The 15,806-nt window shown below is 68.4% G+C and carries 13 protein-coding genes; 5 read left to right on the top strand and 8 right to left on the bottom strand.

All coding sequences use genetic code 11. From position 1 onward, the window contains the following. Window positions 1-84 precede the first annotated feature (84 nt). On the top strand, window positions 85-741 hold the full coding sequence (locus tag ASG37_RS04725) for an alpha/beta hydrolase (RefSeq protein WP_055756512.1): 657 nt from the start codon (window positions 85-87) through the stop codon (window positions 739-741). Window positions 742-915: 174 nt separating this feature from the next. Next, window positions 916-1,137, top strand: a complete 222-nt coding sequence (locus tag ASG37_RS04730; protein ID WP_055756514.1) for a hypothetical protein — start codon at window positions 916-918, stop codon at window positions 1,135-1,137. Window positions 1,138-1,318: 181 nt separating this feature from the next. Here ASG37_RS04730 and ASG37_RS17880 read toward each other — a convergent pair whose 3' ends face one another. Continuing rightward, window positions 1,319-1,486 (bottom strand): hypothetical protein, encoded by a 168-nt coding sequence (locus ASG37_RS17880; protein ID WP_200909784.1) that lies wholly within the window; start codon window positions 1,484-1,486, stop codon window positions 1,319-1,321. After that, window positions 1,483-2,445 carry a threonine/serine dehydratase gene (locus ASG37_RS04735; protein ID WP_200909786.1) on the bottom strand — a complete coding sequence of 321 codons (963 nt, stop codon included), beginning with the start codon at window positions 2,443-2,445 and terminating at the stop codon, window positions 1,483-1,485. The genes ASG37_RS17880 and ASG37_RS04735 overlap by 4 nt, the downstream gene beginning before the upstream one ends. A 139-nt stretch (window positions 2,446-2,584) precedes the next feature. Between ASG37_RS04735 and ASG37_RS04740 the strand changes: the two genes are divergently transcribed. Together ASG37_RS04740 and ASG37_RS04745 are read left to right on the top strand one after the other, a co-directional pair. Then, window positions 2,585-3,826 (top strand): type III PLP-dependent enzyme, encoded by a 1,242-nt coding sequence (locus ASG37_RS04740; protein WP_082448342.1) that lies wholly within the window; start codon window positions 2,585-2,587, stop codon window positions 3,824-3,826. A gap of 183 nt (window positions 3,827-4,009) precedes the next feature. After that, the gene (locus ASG37_RS04745) at window positions 4,010-5,065 is read left to right on the top strand and encodes a 1,9-bis(guanidino)-5-aza-nonane synthase (RefSeq protein WP_055756521.1); all 1,056 of its coding nucleotides are present in this window, start codon (window positions 4,010-4,012) and stop codon (window positions 5,063-5,065) included. A 90-nt stretch (window positions 5,066-5,155) separates the two neighbouring features. Here ASG37_RS04745 and ASG37_RS04750 read toward each other — a convergent pair whose 3' ends face one another. Then, window positions 5,156-7,909 (bottom strand): DUF3857 domain-containing protein, encoded by a 2,754-nt coding sequence (locus ASG37_RS04750; RefSeq protein ID WP_235525215.1) that lies wholly within the window; start codon window positions 7,907-7,909, stop codon window positions 5,156-5,158. A 197-nt stretch (window positions 7,910-8,106) separates the two neighbouring features. On the opposite strand from ASG37_RS04750, the gene ASG37_RS04755 reads away from it, so the two are divergent. Then, on the top strand, window positions 8,107-9,075 hold the full coding sequence (locus tag ASG37_RS04755) for an alpha/beta hydrolase (protein WP_055756525.1): 969 nt from the start codon (window positions 8,107-8,109) through the stop codon (window positions 9,073-9,075). A gap of 224 nt (window positions 9,076-9,299) precedes the next feature. Here ASG37_RS04755 and ASG37_RS04760 read toward each other — a convergent pair whose 3' ends face one another. Genes ASG37_RS04760 through ASG37_RS04780 form a run of 5 tightly spaced genes read right to left on the bottom strand, consistent with a single transcriptional unit; the run spans window position 9,300 to window position 15,801 of the window. Next, window positions 9,300-11,186 (bottom strand): XrtA/PEP-CTERM system amidotransferase, encoded by a 1,887-nt coding sequence (locus ASG37_RS04760; RefSeq protein WP_055756527.1) that lies wholly within the window; start codon window positions 11,184-11,186, stop codon window positions 9,300-9,302. A gap of 1 nt (window position 11,187) precedes the next feature. Then, a complete protein-coding gene (gene xrtA / locus ASG37_RS04765) occupies window positions 11,188-12,714 on the bottom strand; it encodes an exosortase A (protein WP_055756529.1) in 1,527 nt (508 codons plus the stop codon). Continuing rightward, complete coding sequence (locus tag ASG37_RS04770; RefSeq protein ID WP_055756531.1) at window positions 12,711-13,895, bottom strand: TIGR03087 family PEP-CTERM/XrtA system glycosyltransferase; 1,185 nt, start codon at window positions 13,893-13,895, stop codon at window positions 12,711-12,713. Before ASG37_RS04770 ends, xrtA begins: the two co-directional genes overlap by 4 nt. Further along, complete coding sequence (locus tag ASG37_RS04775) at window positions 13,892-14,965, bottom strand: FemAB family XrtA/PEP-CTERM system-associated protein (RefSeq protein WP_055756534.1); 1,074 nt, start codon at window positions 14,963-14,965, stop codon at window positions 13,892-13,894. Before ASG37_RS04775 ends, ASG37_RS04770 begins: the two co-directional genes overlap by 4 nt. Beyond that, window positions 14,962-15,801, bottom strand: coding sequence for an XrtA system polysaccharide deacetylase (locus ASG37_RS04780; RefSeq protein WP_055756535.1), 840 nt, complete (start codon window positions 15,799-15,801; stop codon window positions 14,962-14,964). The genes ASG37_RS04775 and ASG37_RS04780 overlap by 4 nt, the downstream gene beginning before the upstream one ends. Window positions 15,802-15,806 lie beyond the last annotated feature (5 nt).

Consider the following 15,806-nt stretch of genomic DNA (forward strand, 5'->3'; position numbering starts at 1 on the left):
CGATTGCTTGTGGGATCGTTGGTCCTATATAGCCGCCAACCATCTTTGCGCCATTGCCGCGCCCCCGCATCTACAGGACGTCCCATGCCCGAAGTCATCTTCCCCGGTCCCGAAGGTCGACTGGAAGGCCGTTTCGCTCCCGCGCCGCGCCCGCGCGCGCCGGTGGCGATGATCCTCCACCCGCACCCCTCGTCGGGCGGCACGATGAACAACCGCATGGTGCAGGAACTCTACAAGACGTTCCAGCGGCGCGGCTTCGCCACGCTGCGCTTCAACTTCCGTGGCGTCGGCAAGAGCCAGGGCACGTTCGACAACGGCGTCGGCGAACTGTCGGACGCAGCCTCGGCGCTCGACTGGGTGCAGAGCTTCCACCCCGAAGCGCAGACGACGTGGATCGCGGGCGTCAGCTTCGGCGCGTGGATCGGCATGCAGTTGCTGATGCGCCGCCCCGAAATCCGCGGTTTCATCTCGATCGCGCCGCCGGCGAACATGTACGACTTCACCTTCCTCGCCCCCTGCCCGTCGTCAGGCATCATCATCCAGGGCGATGCCGACGAGGTGGTGACTCCCGCCGCCACCCAGAAGCTGGTCGACAAGCTGCGCACCCAGCGCCACATCACGATCCATCACGACACGATCCCGGGCGCCAACCACTTCTTCCAGAACGAGATGCCCGAACTGATGGGCAGCGTGGACCGGTATCTGGACATGCGGCTGGACCCGAACTCGCCGATCAAGTGAGGCTCGCCGCAGCGGATTAGCGTTGCTAATCCGCGCGCCAGCGGCGAGCCCGGCCGGCGGCACGACCGTGCCGACCGACGGCGCGGCTTCGCCGCGCCGCCACCCGCTATCAATCTTGCCATATTCTTTGAACGCCCTACGGTAGCCGGCAACATTCCGTTACAGGAACCCGCCATGCTGACCGCCCTGTTCCTCGCCGCCGCCCTCCAGACCGCGCCCGCGCCGCCGCCGGAAAAGAAAATCTGTCGCCGCGATGTCGCGACCGGCACGATCATGCCCAGGCGCACCTGCCGCACCCGCGCGGAATGGGCACAGATCGACGCGGCGACCGCGAACCTGACTGACCAGACGATGCGCCAACGCGCCGCCCAGCCGAGCGCGCTACGCGAGTATTGAAACCAAATCGTATCAGCCTGATGCGAAGCGCTCGACTTCTCCCCTCCCTGACAGGGGCGGGGGTGGGTTGGCCGGTTGTGGAACGCACCCCTTTTCTCGCGAGCCGACCCACCCCCAGCCCCTCCCTCGTCAGGGAGGGGAGCAATGTCGCTGTCGGTTCGACGTAACCGTCGATCGAACCCTACACCGTCCAGATCGCCACATTCGCCACCATCACCAGCGCGCAGGTGAACATCAGCGCGCCCTTGCCCCGTTCGCCGCGCCGCCACAGCTTGAACGCCCCGACGCACAGCAGCAGCGCCGCGATCATCACGATCGACAGCAGCGTGCCCGCCTGCCCCCCGCTCATGCCGCCAGCACCTTCGCATAATCGGCCATGTCGACGTTGCCGCCCGACAGCAGCACCAGCATGCCCGGTTCCACCGCCACCTGCCCGGTCAGGATCGCCGCCAGCGCCACCGCCCCGCCCGGCTCGACCACCAGCCGCAACCGTCGCGCCGCCCAGCGTTGCGCCTCGGCGATCGCTGCCTCGCTGACGGCCACCCCGGTCGCGCCGCGCGCCGCCAGCACCTCGAACGTCCGCTCGGCCACCCGTGTCGTCTGGAGCGCATCGCACGCGGTCGGCGGTGGATTGGCACCGACCGGTTCGATCGCCCCGCCCGCCAGACTACGGCGCATATCGTCCCACCCCTCCGGCTCGGCGACGGTGATCCGGGCATCGGGCAGCGCCAGTGCGATGCCCGCCGCCAGCCCGCCGCCGCCGCACGGCACGACCACCCGGCCCGGCGCGGGCAGACCGGCGGCGGCCATCTGTTGCGCCGCCTCGATCCCCGCCGATCCCTGCCCCTCGATCACCCACGGGTCGTCGAAGCTCGGCACCAGCACCGCGCCGCGCGCATGCGCCAGATGTGCCGCGATCTTCTCGCGACTCTCGCTCGCCCGGTCGTAGCGGACCACCTCCGCGCCCAATGCCATCGTCGCCTCCAGCTTCACGCGCGGCGCATCCGCCGGCATCACGATCGTGGCGGGCATCCCCAGCCGCTTCGCCGCCCAGGCGATCCCCTGCGCATGATTGCCAGAGGAGAAGGCGACGACGCCGCGCGCCCTCGTTTCGTCGCTCAAAGCGGTCAACCGATGCCACGCCCCGCGCAGCTTGAACGCGCCGACGGGCTGCAAGGATTCCGCCTTGAACGCAACCGATACCCCGTTGATTTCGATCGCAAAAAGCGGCGACTGCGGCAGAATCGCCGCGATCTTCGCGGCGGCGTCGCGCACCCCGGCGCGGGTCGGCTGTCGTAAAATCGTCATAAACTGCTCTTTCCGTCGCAGAACCACTTTACATCATGGGACCGGGGTCATAGATCGCGCCTCCGCTGCCCCATGGGACTTCCAACCGCAAGGCAGCTTTTGTCACCGTATGCCGAAAGGCAATTGGAGGTCCCTTGAATTGGCCAAGCACTATAGCGCGCTGGGGCTAGCTGCCCCCTTTATCGCCCGTGACTCCTCGTTCGAGCGCGGGATCGACATCGCAGAGCGCCGACCGGTCGAACCGGTCACGCTCGTTCGCCCCCACGCCGCCGCGCGTGCCGCCCGATTCTTCGTCGAGAAGTTTCCGGGCCGCTCGATGTATGCGGTGAAGGCGAACCCGTCGCCCGATCTGCTCGTGGTCCTGTGGGACAACGGCATCGAACATTACGACACCGCGTCGATCGGCGAAGTGCGACTGGTGAAGTCGACGCTGCCGGACGCGACCTGTCACTTCATGCACCCGATCAAGGCCCCGGAAGCGATTGCCGAAGCCTATTTCGAGCATGGCGTGCGCACCTTCTCGCTCGACAGCATGGACGAACTGCACAAGATCGTGGCCGCCACCAACGGCGCGACCGATCTGACGCTGTGCGTGCGGATGCGCGTGTCGTCCGAATATGCCAAGCTGTCGCTCGGCTCGAAGTTCGGCGTGGGGCCAGGCGAGGCGCGCGAGCTGCTGATGGCGACCCGTCAGGTCGCCGACGCGCTCGGCATCTGCTTCCACGTCGGCAGCCAGACGATGTCACCTGACGCCTACAGCAACGCGATGGAGCGCGTCCGCGCCGCTATCGTCGATGCCGGCGTCACCGTCGACGTGATCGATGTCGGTGGCGGCTTCCCGTCGCGCTATCCCGGCATGACCCCGCCGCCGCTGGAGCGTTTCTTCGAGACGATCCACCGCGCGTTCGAAAGCCTGCCGGTCAGCTATTCGGCCGAACTCTGGGCCGAACCGGGCCGCTCGCTGTGCGCCGAATATGCCTCGGTCGTCGTCCGCGTCGAACATCGTCGTGGCAACGAGCTGTTCATCAACGACGGTGCCTATGGTTCGTTGTTCGATGCGGCGCACATCGGCTGGAAATATCCGGTGCAACTGCTCCGCCAGCCGGAATCGGACGCGCGCGACATGGACTTCAGCTTCTGGGGTCCGACCTGCGACGACATCGACCAGATGAAGGGTCCGTTCCCGCTTCCGGCCGATACCCGCAGCGGCGATTATTTCGAGATCGGCATGCTCGGCGCCTATGGCTCGGCGATGCGTACCGCGTTCAACGGCTTTGGCAACGGCGAGACGGTCGTGACCGACGACGAGCCGATGGAGTCGATGTACATCGAACTCGAAGCGATGCCGGCGTTCGTCGCGAACAACGTCGTCAAGCTGTAACCGCTTCGTTCTAACCAGATGCCTCCCCCTTCCCGCGCCGTGCGGGAGGGGCCGGGGCTGGGCTTTGCATGGCATTGGCGCTATGCGGCCCGCTCTGGCTCCTTCCCCATGCGCGGGCAGGAGGCCACCCGGGTTTCCGCGTCCCCTTAACGACGACGGCTTATCGATGATGATGGGACCATCATGACCGACACGACGATCAACGACACCCGCAAGGCCGAGCTGCTCTCGACCACCGTCGAACATATCGACATCACCACGTTCGACGCGCGCCCGATCATCGACGCCATGGGCAAGATGAGCTTCACCAGCCGCGACCTCGCGCGCGCCACCGGCATCTACAACCAGATGCTGGAGGACAAGGACTGCTCGATCTTTCTTGTCATCGCCGGCTCCACCTCGGCGGGCGGCTGCATGGACCTGTACGCCGAACTGCTGCGCTCGAACATGATCGACGGCATCGTCGCCACCGGCGCGTCGATCGTCGACATGGATTTCTTCGAAGGCCTCGGCCACAAGCACTATCAGGCGCTGGAAATCCCCGACGACAACGTGCTGCGGTCGCTCTACATCGACCGCATCTACGACACCTACATCGACGAGGAACAGCTCCAGGATTGCGATCACACCATCGGTGAAATCGCCAATTCGCTCGAACCCAAGCCCTATTCGTCGCGCGCGTTCATCCGCGAGATGGGCAAGTATCTCGTCGAGCATGGCAAGAAGGACAACAGCCTCGTCAAGCTCGCCTATGAGCATGACGTGCCAATCTTCTGCCCGGCGTTCGTCGACAGCTCGGCCGGGTTCGGTCTGGTCAAGCATCAGGTCGAGCGCGCCAAGGAAGGCAAGCCGTACATGGTGCTCGACGCCATCGCCGACTTCCGCGAACTGACCGACATCAAGATCAAGGCGGGCACCACCGGCCTGCTGATGATCGGCGGCGGTGTGCCGAAGAACTTCATCCAGGACACCGTCGTCTGCGCCGAAATCCTCGGTCACGACGATGTCGAGATGCACAAGTACGCGGTGCAGATCACCGTCGCCGACGTGCGCGACGGCGCCTGCTCGTCGTCGACGCTGAAGGAAGCGGCGAGCTGGGGCAAGGTCGACACCACGCTCGAACAGATGGTGTTCGCCGAAGCCGGATCGGTCATGCCGCTCCTCGCCTCGGACGCCTATCATCGCGGCGCGTGGAAGGACCGTCCGAAGCGCGCATGGGGCAAGATCTTCAACGACTGATCCGTCGAAGAAGTCTGGACCAAGGAAACGGCGGGGGAGCGATCCCCCGCCGTTTTCCTTTTCACCCCTCCCCGGAAGGGTGGGGTGAAGTCACAGCTTGAACCCGTAGCGTGCATATTCACGGTCGATTGTCGGCGAAAGCCGCCGGGCGATCGCCAGTTCCCCCGCCGCCTCGCCGTCGCGCTTCGTCGCTTTCAGGATCGCGGCGCGCAGATAGCGGGTCGACGCATGATCGGGATGATCGGCCAGCACCGTGTCGACATCGGTCATCGCCTCGGCATAACGGCCGAGCCGATACCAGACCATCGCCCGGCTATCGAGCGCGGCGGCGGTGTCGTCGCTCAGCTCGATCGCGGCGGTGCAGTCCTTCAGCGCGGTATCGAGCATCACCGCGCGCGTGCCCTTCACCCAGCAGCGGCCGTTGAGCAGCAGCGGCGACCCCGGCTTCTCGCCGATCAACGTGTCATAGAGCGCGACCGCCTCCGCCGCCGCGCCGAAATCCCCGAGCAGCGTCGCCTTCATCCGGCGCAGCGGAACGCGTGATTCACCGCCCAGCGCAATCCGCTGGTCGAGCAGCGCCAGCCCGCCGGCAAGGTCGCCCGACTCCGCCTTCATCTGCGCGACCTGCCCGATCGCGGTGAACGACGCGGGGTCAATCGCCCGCGCCCGTTCGGCATCGGCCAGCGCCTGTACCGGATCGCCCAGCCTGGCATGGACCTGCGAGCGTTGCAGATACAGGTCGACCGACGGCTGGATGCCGATCACCTTCGTCAGATCGGCCAGCGCCGCGCGGCGGTCGCCGATCGCGCTCTCGAACGTCGCCCGGCTGGTATAGCCGCTCGGTTCCTCGACATCGTCGGCGATCGCCTTGGCGAACACCGCGCGGATCGCCTTGACCTGCCCCGATCCCGCGATCGCCGCCGGGGTCAGCGTCCAGCGGCGCGGCGTATCGGCCGGGGCCACCAGCTGCGGCAGTTGCGCGCGCATCGTCGCCACCGCGTCGCGCTCGGCGGCGACCTGCGCGGCGGGAATTTCACCGCCGGTCGAATCGACCCGCTCGTCGATCGTCAGCACGCCGTTCGACAGCCGCGTGGTGCGCTTCACCACGAACCCCGCGACGCGCAGGTCGGCGTCGCCCGTCCCCTCCAGCGTCATGCCGCGCCCACCCTCGGGCAGTTTCACGCGCAGCAGGCTGTGGATGCCGGTCGGGGCGGGCACCACCACCGGGATGCCGGTCCATTCCGGCCGGCTCCGATCGGGCGCGAAGCCGAAATTCGCGTAGCGATAGGTGAGCGAACGCTTGCGCCGTCGGTCCTCGCTGCGCCACGGCGTGGTCGTGACGCCGGTCGCCCTGACCACCATGTCGCCGCTCGGCCCGTCGGCGGTCAGCGTCACGTCGGCGAACTGCCCCTCGCCGATCCATTGCTGCAACATCCCGTTCAGCAGGTCGCGCTGCTCCTCGGCGCCCAGTTGCGATTTCGCCATCCGCAACATGCTGGCCAGTTGCCCGTGGATCGTGGCGGTGATCGCCAACGGGCTCGGCAGGTCGACCGCGCCGCTCTCGTCGGCATCGATCGTCAGGTCGATCATCGGCCGGGCATTGGCGCGGGTCACGATCCGCTCGGGCGTCGCCCCACCGGCGCGAAGCGGCAGGACATAACCGGCCGGCGGGGTATCGCGGATGTCGGCCATCCGCGCGTTGCTGCCGGTCCCGTCGAGCCACAGCGACTGCCCGTCGATCGTCGCGCGCACGAACACATGGTTGAACGCGGCGGCACTCGGCAGGCGTTCGGGGACGAAGTCGCCCTCGCCGACATTGGCGACCACCGCCTCCGCCTCGATCCCCATCGCCTTGAGCATCGCCAGCAGCAGCAGCGTCTTGGCCTTGCAGTCGCCATAGCGCACGTCCCACGTCCGCGCTGGCTTCTGCGGCACGTAATTGCCGCCGTCCATGCCGACCGCGAGATAGCGGATCTTGTCCTGCACCACCTCCAGCGCGCGTTGCGCCCGGCGGATCGGCGTCGCCTCCGCCGTCTGGATCGCCGCCACCTCTCCGGCAAGCGCGCTGCCCGGCGCGATCAGCCCGTCGGAGGCATAGAGCGACGCGAACGTCCGCGACACATCGGCCCAGTCGGCAAAGGTCGCCAGCTCGATCAGCGGCGGATGGCGATAGCGGCTCGGCGCATCGTCGGGCATCTCCTTGGGCTTCGCCAGCGGCAGCGCGATGGTCAGCTCGGTATAGGCACCGTTCTTCACCGGGGTGGCGGTCACGCCATCGGCAAGCAGCTTCCATTTCGGCGCGGCGGCGGTCGGCCACGAAAACCGCACCCGCCCCGCGCCGATCCGCGCCGGCGCCGCAATCAGCGGGGTCACGTCCTGCACCCGCCCGCCGAGAGCACCGTCGCGCTCGGTCGTCGAGAAGCCCAGATCGAGCACATCGCCGACCTGCAACCCCTCGACCGCCATCGTCGCGGTCAGGATGCCGGTCAATTCGCGCTGTTCGAGCGATTCCTCGCGGCGCAGCACGGTGAATTTCTGCCCCTGCGCCAACAGGTCGATCCGCTTGCCGTCGCGCAGGATAGCAAGGTCGTGGACGATCAGGTCGCCCTTGTCCGGCGCCCATGGCAGCGTCAGCGTCGCCGCCTGCGACAGCATCTCGCTGGTGGCAATCCGGGTCTGCTGACGGGCATAGCTCCACAGCCGCCCGTCCTCGATCCGGTGCTGCATATCGACCAGCATGACCGGCGGGCTGCCCTCGCCGGTCGGGGCGGCCGGCGCCGCCGCGATCCATGCCGGCGCGGGCTGATACAGCGGCGTCTCGCTCGCCCGTGCCGTCGCCGCCATCGTCAAAACCGTCAGGGCGCACCCCGCCCATAGCATCCGCCGCACCGAACCATCCCCCCGTGTCGCCGGTCCCCACCGGCATGTGCCAAAGGTCTATCGCACCCACGGCGATTGTCGAGAGCGATCGAGACGCTTTGACCCCCGCGCCGCAACCGATACAATCGGCGGCAAAGCGACACAGCGAGAGGGACCATGCCATGACGATCGACCGGCGCACCATCTTGGGGGCGGCCATCGCCCTGCCCGTCGCCGCCCGTGCCGCCACGGTGCAGGGTGGCGAGACACCGACCGCGTGGCCGCCGCGCGAACATTTCCGGCTGTGGCCCGGCCGCCCGCCGGGCAGCCCGGCGACGCTGCCCGCCTATGCCCCGTCGATGCACGGCCGGCCGGGCACGCGCGAACTGTGGCTGCGCGGCGTCGCCGAACCGGTCGTCGGCGTGTTCCGCCCCGCCCGGCCCAATGGCATCGCCGTCCTCTCGATCCCCGGTGGCGGCTATGGCTTCGTCTCGATCGAGAATGAGGGGATCGATGTCGCCAAGGCACTGAACCCGGCCGGAATCACCGTGTTCGCGCTCGCCTATCGCCTGCCCGGCGAAGGCTGGGCACAGCGGCAGGACGTGCCGCTACAGGATGCGCAGCGCGCGATGCGGCTGATCCGTGCCAATGCCGCCCGCTATGGCATCGATCCGGCCAAGCTCGGCGTCTGCGGTTTCTCGGCGGGCGGGCACCTCGCCGGGTCGGTCACGGTGGCGCACGACGACCGGGTCTATGCGCCCCTCGACACAGCGGACCGCCAGTCGGCGCGCCCCGCCTTCACCGGCCTCGTCTATCCGGTGACGAACATCGGCACCATGTCGCACCGTGGATCGCGCGACAATCTCGCCGGGCCGAACGCGGAGGACGCGGTCTATGCCCGCTATGACATCCCTGCGCGCGTGACCACGCAGACCCCGCCGGTGTTCCTCGCCCATTCGATCGACGACGGCACCGTGCCGGTCGACCAGTCGCTCGACATGATCGCCGCCTGTCGCCGCGCGAAAGTGCCGGTGGAAGCGCATCTGTTCGAGAACGGTGGCCATGGCTGGGGCGCGCTGCACAGCCCGGCCGACAGTTCGCGCCGCACCTGGACCGACAGCTTCATCCGCTGGATCAGCGAACGCCGCTGACGCCCCCGCTGTCCTACACCACGCCACCTGAGTAGGATCGCAACCCTCTCCCCTCCCTGACAAGAGTTTCGGGTGAACAGTGCGAAGCACTGTTCACCCGAAATGAGTGGGTCGATGGCAAGCGCAACACCTGCTGCGAACACGCCGTTAGTGTAAACTTCGTAAACTTTGGAGGGAATTAAAGCTGACAGATCATGCAATCATCCGCCTGTAACCCCCTGTTTTCAAACGAAAAGCCGCCTCGCGCTCCGCTCCAGCATCACCAACTGCCACAGTGTCCGGCCGTGTTCGGCGCGCCCGCTGCGATGGTCGGCCGCCAGCCGCTCGATCATATGCGGATCGAACCACGCCGCCAGCACCGGCGAGCGCGCCAGCCCCGCCGCCTCGTCGACCAGCGGCCCCCGGAACCACGCGCTGATCGGCGTCACGAACCCCATCTTCGGTCGATAGAGGATCTCGCGCGGCAACCATGGCTCCAGCGCCTTCTTCATCAGCCACTTGCCCTCGCCACCACGCAACCGCATCGCGGAAGGCAGCGTGGCGCAGAACTCGACCAGCCGGTGGTCGAGCAGCGGCTCGCGTGCTTCCAGCCCCACCGCCATGCTGGTCCGGTCGACCTTGGTCAGAATGTCACCGGGCAGCCAGTGGCGGAAATCGGCATATTGCGCCCGGTCCAGCCCGTCGCGCGCCGGTGCCTCGCGCATCGCCGCGACATAGCGTTCCTCGGCGCGATACCCGCCGATCGCCTGCGCGGTGGCGGCGTTGTACAGCCGCTGGCGCACCGCCGGCGTCGTCACCCCGACCGCCCGGGCATAGGCTGCCTCGCCCCCCTCGGCCAGCGCCAGCAGCGTCGTCCTGGCGCGCAGCGGGCGCGGTGCCCAGTCCGCCTTGGGCCACATCCGGCCGAGCGTACCGAACACCGATCCGCGCACGCCTTCGGGCAACAGCGCGCGGACGCGCTCCTCGACGGCATGGAATCGATACCGCCGATACCCCGCCAGCGCCTCGTCCGCCCCGTCACCCGACAGCGCGACGGTCACATTCTCCCGCGCCAGCGCACACACGCGGTAGGTCGCGAGTGCCGAGGCATCGGCGAACGGCTCGTCGAACGCCGCGACCAGCGGGTCGATCAGCGCGAAGTCGTCCGACGCGACGGTGCGGACGCGGTGCTCGGTCGCGAAGCGCCGCGCGACCAGTTCGGCCGGCCCGCGCTCGTCATGCCCCGCCTCGTCGAAGCCGATGGTGCAGGTCTTGACCGGTTGCCGGCTCGCCTCGGCCATCAGCGCGACCACCGCCGAACTATCGACCCCGCCCGACAGGAACGCGCCGAGCGGCACGTCGGCGACCATCCGCGACCGCACCGCCTGCCGCATCAATTCGGTCAGTTCGGCCGACAGGTCGCGCGCGCTGCCCTTCGCCCGGTTCGAGAAATCGATGTCCCACCAGCGTGTGGGGGCCGGCACCGCCCGCCCGCGTTCGAACAGCAGGAAATGCCCGGCGGGCAGCTTGCGCACCCCGGCAACGATGCTGGTGTCGTCGGGGACATAGCCGAACGCCATATAATCCTCGATCGCCGCGACATGCGGCGTCCGCCGCACCAGCGGATGCGCGAGCAGCCCCTTAAGCTCGGAAGCGAACGCCACCGCCCCGTCGCTCAACTCGACATAATGGAGCGGCTTCACCCCCATCCGGTCGCGGGCAAGAAACAGCGACCGCGAGCGCGCATCATAGAGCGCGAAGGCGAACATGCCGTTCAGCCGCGCCAGCATGTCCGGCCCCCACGCCGCCCAGGCGTGGAGCAGCACCTCGGTATCACCCTGCGTGACGAACACCGCCCCCTTCGCCCGCAGTTCGGTGCGGACCTCGGCGAAATTGTAGATCTCGCCGTTGAAGGTCACGACCGCCGACCGGTCGGGCAACGCCATCGGCTGCGGACTGCCCGCGACATCGATGATCGACAGCCGCCGATGGCCGAGCCCGACGCCGGCATCGGTCCACACCCCCGACCCGTCGGGGCCACGATGCGCCTGCACCTCGCACATCGCCGCGATCCGGGCGGGATCGACCGGCTTGGGAGTGACGGGATAGAACAGCCCGGCGATACCGCACATCTCAGCGCATCCCCGCCGCGTGATCGGCAATCGCCGCGACCGGCCCTGCCGCTTTCAGAAACGCGGAGATCGCGGCGCGTGGCTCGTGCGCATCCTTCTGCGCCGACAGCAGTATCGCGACGCCGCGCTGTGGCCCGCCCAGCAATCGCACCTTCAACGTCTCCAGCTTCACTCGGTCGGGATCGCCGGTGACGACGTCGCCCACGCGATACCATGTCGCTGTCTCACGCTCGACCGGCCCCGGCGCAGCCATCCTGAGCGCCGCACCGCCCGCGATCGGCGCGGTATCGGCAACACGGACCCAGCGGTCGTTCTCGCGGATCGCACCCTGTCCGAAACCCACCAGTTCATGCCCCTCGCCCTGCGATCCATAAACCGCAATCGCCATGTCGACCTGCCGCCCTTGCCCATCGCCATAGCGCCCGATCAGGAAATGGTCCGCACCGGGATAATGGGGCACCCATGGCTCGCCGGTGATCGCCACCCGCTGCCAGCCGGGTACGGCGGGCAGGTCGATCCGCTGCGGCAGCGGCTGCGCCCGCGTGTCGATCACATGCCCCCATGCGGCAAAGGCCACCGCGATGCCCAGCACTGCGCCGGCCGCCAGCGACCGGTCGGTCGACCGCATCGGCAGGCCGGCCAGCCGCGCGGCATCGAACCACGGCGCGTCGGGATCGCGATCGAACCAGCGCCAGCCAAGCGCCAGCACCGCCGCCATCGTCAGCGCGAAGAACACCCAGCCATAGACGATATGGTCGAACCCGGTCGCCGCCTCGACCGAGGTCAGATGCGCGGCATAGATCGTCCCCGCCGCGCGCAGGCCGTTGGCGAGGATCGGCACGACGATCGCCATCGCCATGAACCCCGCCCGCCGCCGCCAGCCGACATAGCAGACGTTGGCGACCAGCGCACCATAGGCCACCATCGCGATCAGGAACTTGGCCCCGGAACACGCCTCCGCGACTTCGAAGTAGCCCCCCGGAATAGTGATGAGCACCCCGTCGACCCGCGCCGGCACACCCAGCAAATGCAGTAGCGGCATCGTCATATCGACCGTCGCTGCCTGCAACCTCGGTTCGAGAAAGTCGCCGAACGGCACGAGGAACGCCATATAGGCCAGCGGGAACGCCAGCCCCTGCGCGACCCGCCGCCCGAGCAGGGTGATCGCCGCGCCCTGCAGCAGCAGGACCAGCCCGGCATGACGGAACAACGCGACCGCCGCCGCCTCACCGATCAGCCAGACGACTCCGCCCGCCGCGACCCATAACAGTCCCGGCGCCCATGCGGCGGGCCGCACCTGCGCAAGATCGGCGCGGCGTTGCCACACCAGCCAGCCGAGGATCGGCGGTACGAACAGGCAATGGCCATAGGTCGTCGAATTCCACCAGATGCCGACGACATCGCCGACATCGCGGCGGAACAGCAGCAACAACGCCACCCACAGCCCGGCGAGCGCCAGCAGGCTCGCCCGCCACGCCGCATCGGCGGTGCGCGGTTTGGCCGGGCCAGAGGAAAGCGCGATCGTCATGCCGCGATCCGGTTGCCAGCCGACGGCAACCCCATCAAGCCGCCAAGCGGTGCAAGACACGTATCCCAGCCATAGCGCGCGATCACCCGCGCCCGCGCCGCCGCGCCGAGCGCATCGGCCGCGCTCCGATCGTCAAGGAGATGTACGACCTCGCCGGCATGAGCGGCGGCATCGGCCGCGACGCGCAGCGTGCCGCCATGGTCGATCCCTTCGGCCGCCGCCGTCGACGCGACGACCGGGCGCGCCATCGCCATCGCTTCGAGCACCTTGTTCTGGATGCCCCGCGCCAGCAGCAGCGGCGCGACGACGACACGGGCGGCGGCGATCCAGCCGCGCACATCGGCGACCTCGCCGGTCACGATCACCGCGTCGCCGGCCAGCGCCTGCACCGCCGCCGTCGGCTTGCGACCGACGATGGCGAAGCGGGCCGTCGAATGCGTCCGGCGGATGATCGGCAACACGTCCTGCGCGAACCAGCGGACGGCATCGATATTCGGGCGATAGTCCATCTGCCCGGTAAAGACGATCAGCGGCGTATCGCTCGCGACCAGCTCGACGATCGCCGGATCGAAGAAGCCGGTGTCGATCCCGTTCTCGATCGTGACGACACGCTCGCCTGCGCCGAACAGGTCGGCCTCGGCCCGGCTGACCAGCAGCGTCGCCATCGCCCGCTCGGCAACCGTCTGCTCAAACCGTCCCAGCAACCGCGCCTCGCGGGCGAGCATCCAGCGCAGCGGCGGCCGGGCGCTGTCGGCATAGCCGGCGAACTTGGCCGAATCGACGTCGACGAAATCCATGACGAAGCGCGCGTCGCCCGGCAGATACTGCGCCATCTGCCCCGAATAGACATAGATGCCTGCATAGCGCCGGGCGGCCAGCAGCCCGGCGACGGCGCGCCGCATCGCCGCCGCATCGAACGCGGTCAGCGACACCGGGCGGCCGGTCGCCAGCGCCTCGAGCGCGGCACGCGGATTGCCTTTGGTCCGGCGGATCACCTGCGCGCTCGCGCACCATGTCCCGAGCGCCGCCTCATGACCGAGGTCGCGGTCGTCGTCGGCAAAGGTCGCCAGATGCACCCGGCCGAGAGTCGACAGATGTTTCAGGACATGGTGGCTGCGTACCTTGTCGCCGCGATCGGGGGGATAGGGCGTGCGATGGGTGAGGAACAGGATGTCGCTCACCCCAGCCCCTTTGCGATCCACGGCCCGATGCGGTTGGCGATCGGCAGCGGCAGCTTCTGCCACGCCGCGATCTTGGCCCGGTAGCGCGGGTTGAGCGGGCTGGCATCGCGCGGTGCCGCCCCCGAAGCCGTCCATGTCGGATAGCCGAGCGGCTCGCCCACGAAGCCCCAGTTCTTCTTGTAGGCCGCCGGCCCGGTGCCGACCTTCGACCGGCCGAAGTCGAACCGGGTACACCCCTTGGCACGGGCATGGCGCATCAGTTCGAAATACATCCGCTCGTTCGCGCGCAATCCCCGCGCCGCCGCCGTACCGCCGCCCCAATAGGGATAGACCATGCCGCGCCAGTAAAGCGACAGGACGCTGGCGACCGGCTGGCCCTTATGAGCGATGGTCAGGATGTCGGCACGCTCGCCGAAGCGGTCGAGCACTTCGGCGAACAGGCGTTTGGGGAATACCGGCGTGCCGAGGTTGCGGACCGAGGTGGCATAGACATGGAAATGATCGGACCGCGCCGTCGCATCGCGACCGATCGCGACCGCGAACGGCATCGCCAGCGCCTTGCGCACATCGGCACGCTGTTTGCGGGGGACGGCGAGCAGTTCGGCATCGTCATCGGCGGCAAGATCGCGGACGAAGCCGAGGTAGCGCGTATCGTCGAAGCTCCATCCCGCTCCCGCCGGTGCCGGCCCGCCGCGCAGCTCGATCGTCGGCACGGTCAGCTCGGCCGCGAGCGACATCGCGGCATCGGCCAGCACCTGCGCCGCCGCCGGATCGATCGCAAGCACGCCGCCACCGACCGCGAACCCGGTCGATACCAGTGCCGCACCGAACAACGGCGATCGGACATGCGTCAGCGGCAGCAGCCCCAGCAAGGCACCGTCACCACCCTCGACCAGCAGCGTGCGGAACGACTGGCCGCAGCCCGCCGCCGTCGCCTCGCCCCATTCGGGCAGGTGGAACGGTGTGCCGTCGGGATGCGCCATCACGAACGCATCGATCCGCGCCCGCTCGGCCGGGTCGCCCAGCGCAGCGGTGCGAACCGACTGGATGATGGTGACGGGCGCGTTCACAGGCCGGCCGCATGCGCGGCGACGATCCGGTCGCTGCGATCCCATTGATGCTCCGCCAGCAATCGCCGCAGTTTTCCCGCCATCGCGCCCAGCCGCGAATAATGGCGGATGCGCGACCGGAGCGGCGCGCGCGCCACGCGCGGCTGGCCGGGATCGATTTCCCATGGATGGAAATAGAACATTGCCGGGTGGCGATCGTCGCCATTGCTCCGCTCGACCGCGCGTTCGACGACCCGGTTGGGCAACAGGCGAAAGAAGCCGCCCCCCGCCGGCACGTCGCGCCCGGCGACGCGCGCGAGCGTGATCGGCCATTCGATCAGCTCGGCGTCGGCCAGCGGGCGATGGATCGCGCGCGGGCTGCCCTGCCAGCCATAATGGTCATGCCGGACCGGCGCGACCGACGACGAATAGGCATAGCCCGCCTCCGCCAGAACCGAATGCGCCCAAGGCGTGCGCGTATCGATCGAGAAGCTCGGCGCGCGATAGCCCGTCACCGCCTGCCCCGAGGCATCCTCCAGCGCGGTACGCGCCTTCGCCAGATCGGCACGGAACTGGTCGGGCGTAAAAGTGAACACCCGCGCATGGTCATAGCCATGGCTCGCCACTTCGTGCCCGCCCGCGACGATCCGCCGCATCAGCGCGGGAAAGCGATCGGCGACCCAGCCGAGCGTGAAGAACGTCGCCTGCACACCTGCCTCAGCGAACAGGTCGAGCACCGCGTCGGTGTTCGCCTCGACCCGGTGTTCGAGGCCGTTCCAGTCGCGACGGTCGATCACGGTTTCGAACGCCCCGACCTGAAACCAGTCCTCGACGTCGACCGACATGGCGTTGCGCATCGAGG

Origin of the sequence: Sphingomonas sp. Leaf407 (assembly GCF_001425385.1) — a bacterium.
Classification (GTDB): domain Bacteria; phylum Pseudomonadota; class Alphaproteobacteria; order Sphingomonadales; family Sphingomonadaceae; genus Sphingomonas.

What these genes read in the sequence shown, in the direction of transcription:
- ASG37_RS04780 (WP_055756535.1), bottom strand. Translation starts at nt 15,801, where the DNA reads ATGCGCAACGCCATGTCGGTCGACGTCGAGGACTGGTTTCAGGTCGGG.
- ASG37_RS04730 (WP_055756514.1), top strand. Translation starts at nt 916, where the DNA reads ATGCTGACCGCCCTGTTCCTCGCCGCCGCCCTCCAGACCGCGCCCGCG.
- ASG37_RS04745 (WP_055756521.1), top strand. Translation starts at nt 4,010, where the DNA reads ATGACCGACACGACGATCAACGACACCCGCAAGGCCGAGCTGCTCTCG.
- ASG37_RS04725 (WP_055756512.1), top strand. Translation starts at nt 85, where the DNA reads ATGCCCGAAGTCATCTTCCCCGGTCCCGAAGGTCGACTGGAAGGCCGT.
- ASG37_RS04755 (WP_055756525.1), top strand. Translation starts at nt 8,107, where the DNA reads ATGACGATCGACCGGCGCACCATCTTGGGGGCGGCCATCGCCCTGCCC.
- ASG37_RS04760 (WP_055756527.1), bottom strand. Translation starts at nt 11,186, where the DNA reads ATGTGCGGTATCGCCGGGCTGTTCTATCCCGTCACTCCCAAGCCGGTC.
- ASG37_RS17880 (WP_200909784.1), bottom strand. Translation starts at nt 1,486, where the DNA reads ATGAGCGGGGGGCAGGCGGGCACGCTGCTGTCGATCGTGATGATCGCG.
- ASG37_RS04750 (WP_235525215.1), bottom strand. Translation starts at nt 7,909, where the DNA reads ATGGCGGCGACGGCACGGGCGAGCGAGACGCCGCTGTATCAGCCCGCG.
- ASG37_RS04735 (WP_200909786.1), bottom strand. Translation starts at nt 2,445, where the DNA reads ATGACGATTTTACGACAGCCGACCCGCGCCGGGGTGCGCGACGCCGCC.
- xrtA (WP_055756529.1), bottom strand. Translation starts at nt 12,714, where the DNA reads ATGACGATCGCGCTTTCCTCTGGCCCGGCCAAACCGCGCACCGCCGAT.